We start from the raw sequence: 12,885 nt of genomic DNA on the forward strand, positions 1-12,885 counted from the left end.
GTATTAAGCACTAAGTAATTAGTGCTAAATTTTTTATAATAAATATTTTATTCTAACATCAAGTTACTTTTTATAGCTATCCAAAACTTATAACTATGTACTACGCACTTTGTACTTGTTACTCTGTACTTTGTACTTGATACTTCATTCTTTGTACTCTGTACTTTTATCTCCTTACTTATTTTTTATATTCAAATCTACACCGTCATAAAAACCAAGGTCCTTATTCTTCAGCTGTTTTACCCAAAAGGCTATTTGCCCAGTATGATATGAGTAGTGTTCTACCACGTGGAGAATAATACCTATTCCAGAAAAAGAAAATCCCTGTACCGAACGTTTTTGAACCAATTGAGCTGTTGAAGCATCAAAAATGATTCTTTTTGCCGAGTCTAGCACATCGTCCAACTTTTTTAGCAGCTCTTCTTTAGTGTAACCATTGGTAGCCGCAAATTCTACATCACGTTTTCTAGTATCTTCATTTTCTCCTAAAGAGGATATAGCATATTGCGATATATTACCGCACAAATGAAGAATTAAATTTGCAATGCTATTTAAAGAAGCGTTCGGTTTTTGCCACAGTTCTTCTTCAGAAATATCAGCAAGACTTTTCTTGATCATACGTGTACTTTCATCTATACGATACAAAGCATTTTGCTTTAGCTCTTCAATGATTTGAAATTCCTTATCCATTACTTAAAATATAAGATTCCAACTGTTTTAAACTAATTCTATTCTCGTATATAGCCTTACCTATAATTGTCCCTTCACAACCTATTTCGGCTAGTTTAGGCAACTCATCAAAAGTAGATATTCCGCCGCTTGCAATCAGTTTAATTCCAGATTCCGTTGAACTGATAATTTTTGAGTATAAATTAAAAGACGGACCTTCTAACATACCATCTTTACTAATATCCGTACAAATTACGTATTGAATTCCCTTCACTTGGTACGATTGTATAAAAGGAATCAACTCTTCTTTAGATTCTTCTAACCAGCCCGAAACAGCTACTTTTTCATCCATAGCATCGGCTCCCAATATTATTTTATCGGAACCATGCTTTTCTATCCAACCCATAAATGTTTCAGCATCCTTAACTGCAATACTACCACCTGTAATTTGCTTGGCACCACTTTCAAAAGCGATACGTAAATCTTCATCGGTCTTCAATCCGCCACCAAAATCAATCTGTAGTCCGGTTTTGCTTGCAATTTGCTCTAGCACTTTATGGTTAACAATATGCTTAGATTTTGCACCATCTAAATCCACTAAATGCAAATGTTTTATTCCGTGTGCTTCAAACTCTTTCGCTACTTCTAACGGGTTTTCATTGTATATCTTCTTGGTGTCATAATCCCCTTTGGAAAGGCGTACACACTTACCGTCTATGATATCTATGGCTGGTATTATTCTCATTTTTATTCTAAAATTTGTTTATCAACAGACATCCACAATGCTGAATCTCCTATTTTATTAAATCCGTAACGCTCATACATTTTATGGGCATCCTTGGTTTTTAATGCAAGTGTTTTTAGGTTTTTTATGATTGGGTCTTCTAACATAAAGGCTACCAATTTTTTACCGTAACCCTGACCTTGGAATTTATTAAGGATAATGACATCCATAAAATAACCAAAATAGATATAGTCGGTTACTACCCTGGCAAAACCAATTTGTTCATTCTCAGCGGTATAAATACCAAAACAGTACGAATGTTCAATAGTTGTCTTTACATCTTCAATAGTCCTATTATTTCCCCAATAAGAATTTGCGATAAACTCCTGTATGGCTTCTACGTTTAATAGACTTTTATCTTTGGAAATAAAGTAATTCGGCTTCATTACATTTTTAAAAAGTTCTCTAAAATTTTCTCACCAACATCACTAGATTTCTCTGGGTGAAACTGCGTACCGTAAAAATTTTCTTTTTGTAATGCTGCGCTATAGTTGAGTCCGTATGAACATTCAGCTATAGTTTCGCTACACAATGGGGCATAAAAGCTATGAACCAAGTAAATATGCTCATTCTCAGCAATGTAGCCAAACAAATCTGATTTTAGGTTCGATATTTGATTCCAACCAATTTGGGGAACCTTTACGCTAGTATCAAATTTTATGACATCAACATCAAAAATGCCCAATCCTTTGGTATTACCCTCTTCAGATGAATTACACATTAATTGCATGCCTAAACAAATACCTAAGACAGGCTGTTTTAAGGTTGGTATTATGCTATCCAGACCACTATTTAACAGCATTTTCATAGCACTGCTTGCCTCACCTACTCCCGGAAAAATTACTTTATCGGCATTTTTTATTTCCTCGGCATCGCTACTTAAAACAGCATCAAAACCTAACCTTTTGATGGCAAATTTTATGCTCTGTATATTACCGGCGCCGTAATTTATGATTACAATTTTCATTAAAACTAGTATTAAATACTCAGTATGAAGTACAAAGTAAATCTTAGAAGGATTTTATACTTAATACTTTGTACTATTATAGAACTCCTTTAGTACTTGGTAACACCATCTTTTCTACATCTCTTTTTACTGCCATTTTAATGCTTTTTGCAAAGGCTTTGAATATAGCTTCTATTTTATGATGTTCGTTGGTACCTTCGGCTTTAATGTTCAAGTTGGCTTTTGCTCCGTCCGTGAACGACTTAAAGAAATGGTGGAACATTTCAGTTGGCATATCGCCTACCATTTCACGCTTAAAGTCTGCATCCCATACTAGCCAATTTCTGCCACCAAAATCAATAGCGGATTGCGCCAAACAATCATCCATTGGTAAACAGAATCCGTAGCGCTCAATACCCAGTTTATTCCCTAAGGCATTATGAAAAACTTCACCTAAGGCTATACCGGTATCTTCAATAGTATGGTGTTCATCAACTTCTAAATCGCCATCAACCTTAATGGTTAAATCCATTTGCCCATGACGAGCCAATTGATCTAGCATATGGTCAAAAAATGCCAATCCGGTATTGATATCACTTTTACCGGTACCGTCTAGGTTCAATTGTATGGCAATATCGGTTTCATTGGTCTTTCTATGAATTTCAGCCGTTCTATCATTCAGCTTTAAAAACTCATATATCTTTTCCCAATCATTACTTTCAATAGCAATATGGCTATCTAATTCATCACGCTTTACTGTAATTTCACCGGTACCAAGATTCGTATCATCATTTATGAAAATCCCTTTAGAACCAAGGTTTTTAGCCAATTCCATATCCGTTAATCGGTCACCGATAACAAATGAATTCTCCAGATCATAATCCTCGGAAAAATATTCGGTCAATAATCCGGTACCAGGTTTTCTAGTGTCGGCATTTTCATGGGGAAAAGTACGGTCAAGAAAAACTTTATCAAAAACAACCCCTTCATTCTCGAATGATTTAAGAATGAAATTATGAACCGGCCAAAAGGTATCTTCAGGAAATACATCTGTACCCAAGCCGTCTTGATTTGTAATCATGACCAATTCATAATCCAATTCTTTCGCTATTTTACCTAAATAAGTAAATGCCTTAGGATAGAAAATCATTTTCTCAAATGCATCAATCTGCTCATCTACAGTTTCTCTTATAATTGTACCGTCTCGGTCTATAAATAGTACTCTTTTTTTCATATTAGTTTGATAGTGCTCTTAAAGCGGTAATTACAATATTATTTTCTTCTGATGTACCCACGGTAAATCTAAGCGTATTTTCACATAAGGGTTGCGTAGTTCGATTACGTACAACTATACCTTTTTCCAATAACTGAGTATAACGAAGTGTAGCATCATCAACTTTAGTCAAAATAAAATTAGCATCGGTAGGATAAATGGTAGAAACAAAAGATATGGTTTTTAATGTTTCCATCAGTTTTTCACGCTCTTCAAGAATGGAAGCAACTTCTGTTTGCACGGCTTTTTGGTCAGATACCCTTTCAATAGCCTTATCTTGAGTAAGCTGATTGACATTATATGGCGGTTTAATTTTATTGATTACCGCGATAATCTCTGCAGATGCCAAACATAAACCCAAACGAATACCTGCCATGCCGTAAGCTTTTGATAAGGTCTGAGTAACAATCAAATTAGGGTAATCTGCTAATTTAGATGCCCAGCTTTCTTCGGATGAAAAGTCGATATACGCTTCATCGATAACCACTAGCCCGTTAAAAGAATTTAAAAGCTCTTCAATGATTGCAGTAGAGAAACTATTGCCCGTAGGATTGTTGGGAGAACAGATAAACAACAATTTTGTATGCTCGTCAATTGCCTTTGTAATTTCTGCAATATTCGGCTGAAATTCAGTAGTCAGTAATACTTCTCTATTTTCGACTAAATTGATACCCGAAAGCACCTTGTACATGCCGTATGTTGGCGGCAAGGTGATAATATTATCCTGTTTAGGCTCACAGAAAGCTCTGAACAACAGATCCAAAACTTCATCACTACCATTACCTAAAAGTATGTTTTCTTCCTTGATTCCTTTCTGTGCAGCTAGTATTGTCTTTAAACTACGTTGTTGTGGATCCGGATATCTGTTGACACCGTTTTCAAACGGATTTTCATTAGCATCTAAGAAAACCATAGTAGAACCATCGGACACATATTCGTCACGTGCCGAAGAATACGGACTTAAACCCTTAACATTTTCCCTTGTAATATTGTTTAAATTGAAACTCATTAGTTCAACATTGAATTGGTCATTCAGCATAGCCAAAATGACATTATTTTAAACTGTTTAATCTTAAGGTTACAGCATTCTTGTGAGCCTGCAAGCCTTCTGCTTCAGCCATAAGCTCAATCGCTTTGCCTATGGTTTGAATACCTTTTTCATTTATCTTTTGAAAGGTCATACTCTTCATAAAACTATCTAAGTTTACACCGCTGTATTGCTTGGCGTAACCATTGGTAGGTAAGGTGTGATTGGTACCCGATGCATAATCCCCGGCACTTTCAGGCGTATAATTTCCTATGAACACTGAACCTGCATTTTGGGTGTTGTCAATGTAGAAATCTTCATTTTCTACACAAACAATGTAATGTTCCGGTCCGTATTCATTTATTAAATCAATAGCATCTTGATCATTATCAACATATATTAATTTACTATTTGCAATTGCCTGCTTTGCGATTTCCTTTCGTGGCAATTCTTCTATTTGAAGGGCTACTTCCTTCTCAACAGCATCAATCATACTTTTTGAAGTCGACACCAAAATTACCTGACTATCCACTCCGTGTTCAGCCTGACTCAATAAATCTGAAGCAACAAAGGCGGCGTTTGCAGAATCATCTGCAACCACCAATAATTCTGAAGGACCTGCCGGCATATCTATGGCTACACCATACTTGGTAGCAATTTGTTTAGCGACGGTTACATACTGGTTACCCGGTCCAAAAATTTTATACACCTGAGGAATAGTGGCTGTACCAAAGGTCATTCCTGCAATAGCCTGTATACCTCCTACTTTTACTATTTTGGTAACACCGCATAAATTTGCCGTATAAAGAATAGCCGGATTTAGTTTACCCTCCTTATCCGGTGGAGAGCACAATACAATTTCTTTACTGCCAGCTATAGCTGCAGGCACGGCCAACATTAAAATTGTTGAAAACAAAGGAGCCGTACCCCCAGGAATATACAATCCTACCTTCTGTATAGGTCGTTTCTCCTGCCAGCAAGAAACTCCCGCAGCTGTTTCTACTTCAACACGCTCGGTTTTTTGAGCCTTATGAAATACCTCAATATTAGATTTTGAAAGCTTTATAGCTTCTTTCAAATCATCTGAAACCAATTTTTGTGCCTCTTCAATTTCGGTCTTTGACACAAGCATACTTTCCAAGACCACCTTGTCAAATTGTTCGGTATACTTTTTAATGGTATCGTCACCATTTGATCGTACCTCCTCAAAAATACCATTCACTAAACCTTCTATATCAGCAACGGTTTGCGTAGGTCGTTTTAAAACGTTGTTCCAATCTACTCTCTGTGGATTATATATTTTGTTCATTATTTATTTAGTTGTTCGTTGATGGTTGTTCGTTTTTGGTTTACGAAATGTAAATAGAACAATGAACATTTCCATCTAATATCAATTCCAAATAATACTACTTATTACTATTTTACAATACCATCTTTTCAATTGGGCAAACCAAGATACCTTCTGCACCGGCTTTTTTCAATTCATCGATCACTTCCCAAAAAGTATCTTTATTGATTACGGTATGCACAGAACTCCATCCCGCATCAGCTAAAGGTAAAACTGTGGGACTCCTCATTCCTGGTAATAATTTTAAAATACCTTCCAATTTATCATTTGGAGCATTCAACAAGACATACTTTGAAGCTCTTGCGCGCAAAACCGATTGAATCCTGAATTGTAGTTTCTCAAGCAATTCTCTTCGCTCTTTAGATATTTTGGGAGAAACCGCTAACACCGCCTCACTGGTAAGCATTACTTCTACTTCTTTCAAGTTATTCTTGAATAAAGTACTACCGCTAGATACAATATCACAAATGGCATCTGCAAGTCCAATATTGGGTGCTATTTCAACAGAACCGTTAATAATATGCAGGTCTGCCTTAACCCCTTTATCCTTCAAATAGTTAAGTACTGTATTTGGGTAAGAAGTAGCAATACGTTTACCCTCAAAATCCTTTACCGAATTATATTTAACGGATTTTGGTACGGCCAAGGAAACTTTACACTTAGAGAAGCCCAATTTTTCTGCAATGGAAATATCTTCTCCTTTTTCAATCAATACATTTTCTCCGATAATAGCAATATCTACTACACCATCTCTTAAGTACTGCGGGATGTCACCATTTCTTAGATAAAAAACCTCCATTGGAAAATTTCTTGAAGATGCTTTTAATTGATCTTTGCCGTTATCAATTGAAATTCCGCAGTCTTTTAAAATTTGAAGGGATTCCTCATTAAGTCTTCCCGATTTCTGAATAGCAATTCTAATTTTAGTCATTGTTTTAATTTAATGCTTGGCAACCAAAAGAGATTTAAATACAAAACCCGTTTGATTGCTCAAACGGGTTTTTAAATATGTTGTACTACTACAATACATTCCTACCTCGCCTGAGCGTGTGTATGAATATGATGATGTGTAGTTCTATTTTTCATTCTGTTGTAAAAGTAAAAGGTATTTTTCATTTCGCAAAACAAAAGTTTAAAATGAAACAAAAATAATGTTCTACGTGTTTTAGTTATTACCTAAAATTAAAGGAAGACCAGATTCACCACCACCAACTACAATCACCTTGGTATTGGGAGATTCAGAAAGCTTTAGCGTTGCATCAATACCTTTGTCCTGTAAAATTTTATCAGTCAAGGATGCACTTAAAATTTTATTGGCATCGGCTTTACCTTGCGCCTCAATCGTTACTTTTTCAGCTTCTTTTCTAGCGGTCACTAAACGAAACTCATATTCCAATGACTCCTGTTCTTGCCGTAACTTTCTTTCAATAGCCTCTTTAATTGTTGGCGGTAAGGTTACATCACGCACCAATATTTCGTTTAATTGAATATATTCTCCCTCAACAATTTTTTTGGTCTCATCAAAAATCTCTTGTTGAATAGCATCTCTTTTGCTGGAATATAATTGCTCCGGCGTATAACGACCAACTACAGATCGTGCTGCCGATCTAATGGTAGGCAACAAAACACGTTGAATATAGTCTTCTCCTTTTTCTTGATGCAACTTGCCCAAATCATTTCTAATAGGCTCAAACCAAGCGGAAGCTTCTAATTTTATATCCAATCCGTTACTAGAAAGCACATTCATTTTTTCTAAAACTTCTTGCTGTCTAACTTCATAAATAAAAACTTTATTCCATGGAGCAACAATATGAAATCCTTCACCTAAAGGCGGTTCATCTGTAACTACACCATCTCCAAATGTTTTATACAATACGCCAGCTTCACCAGAACCAATGGTGACCGTAGATTTAGAAAACATTATTACTAGTACTATTAAAACAAATATTGCAGGTAATGCAATTTTAGGTAATTTATCCATTAGTGTTCAATTAAATTAATCCGTTATATTTTCTTATAAACCATTCTGAAGCAAAGGCAAATACAATTATTGCCAGCAGTATTTCGAAATCAATCAAAGATACGATATTTTCAGTGCTTTTCTCCGTGGGAACGTAGGTGTCATTTTCTTCCAAATCACTTATTAGTTCATCTATTTGGGAAGGATAATACAATTTACCGCCAGACTTAGTTGCCAATTTTTCCAATTTTAAATAATCGCTTGAAACAAATTGATTTTCCAAATTAAATTCATTGATAACAAATGAACCAGTTTCTGATTTTTGGTAGTTTTCAACCGACACCACAAAACTATAACTACCTGCAATTAAGTTGGATAAGTCCGATTCAAAATACCCGTTCTTTAAAATCATGGGGCTCGTTTGAGTATTTTTGGTTTTTGTATCGGTAACCTTTATACTGATTTTGGCATTTGGGTCAAATAAAAAGGCTTCATCAAAATAAGTTGCTGTAATAATAGTGTTATTACTGCCTTCATAAATTTTTTCGTAATCTACATTTAACCTGGCCTTGTTTTTAGAACTGGTTAAATAACGGACTAGATTTGCTATAAACTCATCAAAATTAGAAAACGCTCCGGTATTTCTATATGTCTGAACCCTCCACTTCCAAAGGTTTTCTCCAAGTAAAAGTCCTTTTTTGTTTGAGTTTTGTTCCAATACCGTAAGTAACGGCTGTTGAATATCCTTTCCTTTAATCTGTGTTCCTAACAGCGGTTCAATAGCTGTAGTAATTAATACTGGTCCTGCATCACTAAGCAAAGGTGGAAAATCCGTTAAATCAAAATTTGCAATATCATATTTTGAGAAGCCATTGTTTAATAACCCAAATACTTCTTGCTCAGGATATCCACTCTCAATTTCAAAACCTAAATTACTCCTGTTCAAAAAGTTATAATCCGTTTGAATACCTGTAATCACAAATGAATTAGAATTTCTATCCTTAACAAAATCAAACAATTTTTTAAATTTGACATTGGGCTGATAAAAAATAAACAAATCAATATCATCTAAATTATTAGCCGTATTTGGCTTTAAAAAAGATACCTCTCTTTGCTCATTACTTTCAATAGCTTTTTTTAATGCACCTAAGTCTGGATGTAAAATATCACTGACCAAGGCTATTTTTGTTTTCTCGTCTATGACTTCAATACTAGTACTGCGTACGTTATTATTGACGTTACGTTCATCTTGCAGTTTCGTAACTTCTACACGAATATTTTTTGTGCCAACTGAATTGGCATCAACCTGAATAGAAATTGTTTTTAAATTAACATCTGCATTGAGTTCAACCTTTTCCCTATGCACCACTTTGTTATCCATTCTAACCAAAACAGTTGCGGAAGCAGTTACTTTGCCCTGATAAGAAATATAAGTCTCTAATGGGAATTTATTTTTTAGAAATGCATATTTATTGGTCAATATAGGTCCTACCGAAATATCTTTATACAAAGTAGTATCACCTAATACCACTGTGTTTATAGCATTGCTTTCATTAGATTTGAAAAAGCTATAGTCCTCACCAATAGTCTGGTTACCGTCTGACAGCAACAGTGTAATTGTTTGCTCGCGACTATAGATATTTTTTAAGGCTGATAAGGGTTTATGAAAATTGCTATATTTTTCATCAAATGAAAGACTATCCAAAACTTCTAACCCTGTCCCAAATTTATAACTAGCCACATTAAAACGATCTGAGATTTTATCAGAAGCTCCAATTGAACTCATTAGCTCATTTAACTCTGCTCCATTTTCAGAAATGGAAGAAGAATTATCAGCAAGAATAACCAGATTAGGTTTTTCTAAGGAATACGTTTTTTGAGAAAACTTCGGATTTATCAATAATAGAAGCAATCCGAAAACCCCTATAAATCGCAAAAAGGCTAAAAGCAAATTAATTTTGCTTTTAGCCTTCTGTTTATACAAATACTGAAAAACAACGATACCCAGTGCAACTATTGCCGCAATAATTATATACAGTACCGTTATGCTCTCCATGAATGCTTATAAATTTCAATTAATCAAAGGAACTTAAAAAGTAAGCCTAAGAATAAATATTGTGTTAGGTAAGCATACCACCATCAACATTAAGTACTTGACCTGTTACATAACTAGAAAGGTCAGATGCAAAATACAAACATGCATTTGCAATATCCTCGGTAGAACCTCCTCGTTTTAACGGAATACCGTCTCTCCATCCTTGAACCGTTTTTTCATCCAATTTATCGGTCATTTCTGTTTCAATGAATCCTGGTGCAATAGCGTTACATCTAATATTTCTAGAGCCTAATTCCAATGCTACAGATTTAGTAAAACCGATCATACCTGCCTTAGATGCAGCGTAATTGGTTTGACCTGCATTACCTTTTACCCCAACCACACTACTCATATTAATGATAGAACCTTTACGTTGTTTCAACAAAGTTCTTTGTACGGCTTTGGTCATATTAAAAACAGATTTCAAGTTGATATCTATGACAGCATCAAAATCTGCTTCTGACATACGCATTAGAAGATTATCTTTAGTAATACCTGCGTTGTTGATCAACACATCAATTCTTCCATCAAAATCTTCTAGTACTTTAGCAACCAGCTCTTCAGCTTCTTGAAAACTGGCAGCATTACTTTTATAGGCTTTTGCCTTTACGCCTTTCTCTGTTAATTCCTTCTCTAACGCTAATGCAGGAGCTTCACTAGAACTATATGTAAATGCAACATTTGCTCCATGGTCCGCAAAAACTTGGGCTATACCCATACCAATTCCTCTGCTAGCCCCTGTTATAATTACGTTTTTATCTTCTAATAATTTCATAAGTCCGTTGTTTTAAACCGATGTTTATCAAATATACCTTTTGTTTCATTTATAGGCTAAAAAAAATCCCGCTATAAACGGGATTTTATACTATAAAGAGGGAATCTTATCCCATTACTTCTTTAACTTTTAAGCCAATTTCAGCTGGAGAATCTACAACGTGAATTCCACATTCTCTCATAATTCTTTTCTTGGCTTGGGCAGTATCATCGCTACCACCAACAATAGCACCAGCATGACCCATTGTTCTACCGGCCGGAGCAGTTTCACCTGCAATAAATCCAACAACTGGTTTTTTACTTCCACTAGCTTTATACCACTGTGCAGCATCAGCCTCTAATTGTCCACCGATCTCACCGATCATTACCACACACTCTGTAGCAGGATCATTGATCAATAACTCAACTGCTTCTTTAGTAGTAGTTCCAATAATTGGATCACCACCAATACCAATAGCAGTAGTAATTCCTAAACCTTGGCGAACCACCTGGTCAGCAGCTTCGTAAGTTAAAGTTCCTGATTTGGAAACAATACCTACATTACCTTCTTTAAATACAAAACCTGGCATAATACCAACTTTTGCCTCACCTGGTGTTATTACACCCGGACAGTTAGGTCCGATCAAGCGACATTCTTTATTTTTAATATAGTTGGCCACCTTTACCATATCGGCAACAGGTATACCTTCTGTAATTGTAATGATAACTTTAATTCCAGCTTCAGCAGCTTCCATTATAGCATCCGCAGCAAATGCTGGCGGAACGAAAATTATAGTAGTATCCGCGCCTACCTTTTCAACAGCTTCGGTAACCGTATTGAAAACGGGTTTTCCCAAATGCTCTTGTCCACCTTTACCTGGTGTAACACCACCTACGATATTAGTACCGTACTCAATCATCTGTCCTGCATGGAAAGTACCTTCACTACCGGTGAAACCTTGTACGATTATTTTGGAATCCTTATTTACTAATACGCTCATACTACTGTAGTTTATTTATTTTTTTAATTATGAACAAAAATATAAGTTGTTAATGAATTTTATAGCATTACTTAGCTATTTCTTATCTATTTTTTTAATTATTTCTGGAATCTGCTTTAAATAGGCCAATTGCTTTAGCTTTTCACGAGATTCCTCTATTGGCGTACCAAAGTAGCTCTTACCTCCTTTTACAGATTTTGTTACTCCTGTTTGCCCCATAATTACAGCTTTGGCACCTATGGTAATTCCACTATTGGTACCAACTTGTCCCCACAAAGTCACTTCATCTTCAATAATAACACAACCGGCAATACCCGTTTGAGAGGCAATTAAGCACTTTTTACCAATAACCGTATCGTGACCTACATGAACTTGATTGTCCAACTTTGTTCCGTAACCAATTGTCGTATCACCCGAAACGCCTCTATCAATGGTACAAAGCGCACCAATATCAACATTATCCTCAAGTACTACCCTACCGCCCGAAATTAATTTATCAAAACCTTCTGGGCGCTTTTTATAATAAAAGGCATCAGCACCTAAAACAGTGCCTGCATGTATGGTAATATTATCACCAATTAAGCAATTATCATAAATTGTTACGTTTGAGTGAATTATACAATTCTCCCCTATTACAACATTGTTACCAACAAAAGTATTGGGTTGTATAACAGTATCCTTTCCAATTTTAGCAGTTGCAGCAATTGACTGACTGCTTGGTACAAATGGCTGAAAGAATGTAGTAAGCTTATTGAAGTCCCTAAATGGGTCATCTGAAATCAATAATGCTTTTCCGTTTGGACAATCTACTTGCTTATTGATCAAAATGATAGTAGCCTTGGACTCCAAAGCCTTATCATAATACTTTGGGTGGTCTACGAATACAATATCCCCTGGTTCCACAACATGAATCTCGTTCATGCCCAACACAGGAAAATCATCATGCCCAACATATTCACTAGAGATTATCTCTGCGATCTGTTTTAACGAAAAAGTAGTAGGAAATTTCAAATGACTTTTTTAGCTCTA

The 12,885-nt window shown here is 35.5% G+C and carries 13 protein-coding genes; all 13 read right to left on the reverse strand.

Going from position 1 to position 12,885, the window contains the following annotated elements; translation table 11 throughout:
* Positions 1 to 174 precede the first annotated feature (174 nt).
* The 13 genes from VBZ51_RS12140 to VBZ51_RS12200 all read right to left on the reverse strand — a co-directional run bounded on the left by VBZ51_RS12140 (position 175) and on the right by VBZ51_RS12200 (position 12,867).
* Positions 175 to 690, reverse strand: coding sequence for a DinB family protein (locus tag VBZ51_RS12140; protein ID WP_416577105.1), 516 nt, complete (start codon positions 688 to 690; stop codon positions 175 to 177).
* Positions 683 to 1,414, reverse strand: coding sequence for a 1-(5-phosphoribosyl)-5-[(5-phosphoribosylamino)methylideneamino]imidazole-4-carboxamide isomerase (hisA, locus tag VBZ51_RS12145; RefSeq protein ID WP_416577106.1), 732 nt, complete (start codon positions 1,412 to 1,414; stop codon positions 683 to 685). Before hisA ends, VBZ51_RS12140 begins: the two co-directional genes overlap by 8 nt.
* A 2-nt stretch (positions 1,415 to 1,416) precedes the next feature.
* Positions 1,417 to 1,839, reverse strand: coding sequence for a GNAT family N-acetyltransferase (locus VBZ51_RS12150; RefSeq protein WP_416577107.1), 423 nt, complete (start codon positions 1,837 to 1,839; stop codon positions 1,417 to 1,419).
* Positions 1,839 to 2,420, reverse strand: coding sequence for an imidazole glycerol phosphate synthase subunit HisH (hisH, locus tag VBZ51_RS12155; protein ID WP_416577108.1), 582 nt, complete (start codon positions 2,418 to 2,420; stop codon positions 1,839 to 1,841). The genes VBZ51_RS12150 and hisH overlap by 1 nt, the downstream gene beginning before the upstream one ends.
* Before the next feature lie 76 nt (positions 2,421 to 2,496).
* Complete coding sequence (hisB, locus tag VBZ51_RS12160; RefSeq protein WP_416577109.1) at positions 2,497 to 3,633, reverse strand: bifunctional histidinol-phosphatase/imidazoleglycerol-phosphate dehydratase HisB; 1,137 nt, start codon at positions 3,631 to 3,633, stop codon at positions 2,497 to 2,499.
* A 1-nt stretch (position 3,634) separates the two neighbouring features.
* The gene (gene hisC / locus VBZ51_RS12165) at positions 3,635 to 4,681 is read right to left on the reverse strand and encodes a histidinol-phosphate transaminase (RefSeq protein WP_416577110.1); all 1,047 of its coding nucleotides are present in this window, start codon (positions 4,679 to 4,681) and stop codon (positions 3,635 to 3,637) included.
* A gap of 43 nt (positions 4,682 to 4,724) precedes the next feature.
* Positions 4,725 to 6,008 (reverse strand): histidinol dehydrogenase, encoded by a 1,284-nt coding sequence (gene hisD / locus VBZ51_RS12170; RefSeq protein ID WP_416577111.1) that lies wholly within the window; start codon positions 6,006 to 6,008, stop codon positions 4,725 to 4,727.
* A 112-nt stretch (positions 6,009 to 6,120) separates the two neighbouring features.
* A complete protein-coding gene (gene hisG / locus VBZ51_RS12175) occupies positions 6,121 to 6,978 on the reverse strand; it encodes an ATP phosphoribosyltransferase (protein WP_276473399.1) in 858 nt (285 codons plus the stop codon).
* Positions 6,979 to 7,212: 234 nt separating this feature from the next.
* A complete protein-coding gene (locus tag VBZ51_RS12180; protein WP_058102626.1) occupies positions 7,213 to 8,028 on the reverse strand; it encodes a prohibitin family protein in 816 nt (271 codons plus the stop codon).
* A 10-nt stretch (positions 8,029 to 8,038) separates the two neighbouring features.
* Positions 8,039 to 10,063 (reverse strand): VWA domain-containing protein, encoded by a 2,025-nt coding sequence (locus VBZ51_RS12185; RefSeq protein WP_416577112.1) that lies wholly within the window; start codon positions 10,061 to 10,063, stop codon positions 8,039 to 8,041.
* A gap of 64 nt (positions 10,064 to 10,127) precedes the next feature.
* A complete protein-coding gene (gene fabG / locus VBZ51_RS12190; protein WP_058102624.1) occupies positions 10,128 to 10,877 on the reverse strand; it encodes a 3-oxoacyl-[acyl-carrier-protein] reductase in 750 nt (249 codons plus the stop codon).
* 106 nt (positions 10,878 to 10,983) lie between these two features.
* Complete coding sequence (sucD, locus tag VBZ51_RS12195) at positions 10,984 to 11,856, reverse strand: succinate--CoA ligase subunit alpha (protein ID WP_058102623.1); 873 nt, start codon at positions 11,854 to 11,856, stop codon at positions 10,984 to 10,986.
* A gap of 75 nt (positions 11,857 to 11,931) precedes the next feature.
* Positions 11,932 to 12,867 (reverse strand): UDP-3-O-(3-hydroxymyristoyl)glucosamine N-acyltransferase, encoded by a 936-nt coding sequence (locus VBZ51_RS12200; RefSeq protein ID WP_416577113.1) that lies wholly within the window; start codon positions 12,865 to 12,867, stop codon positions 11,932 to 11,934.
* Between the last annotated feature and the right edge of the window lie 18 nt (positions 12,868 to 12,885).

The sequence above is a fragment of the Maribacter sp. HS genome (genome assembly GCF_048059195.1).
In the GTDB taxonomy this organism is placed as follows: Bacteria; Bacteroidota; Bacteroidia; order Flavobacteriales; family Flavobacteriaceae; genus Maribacter; species Maribacter dokdonensis.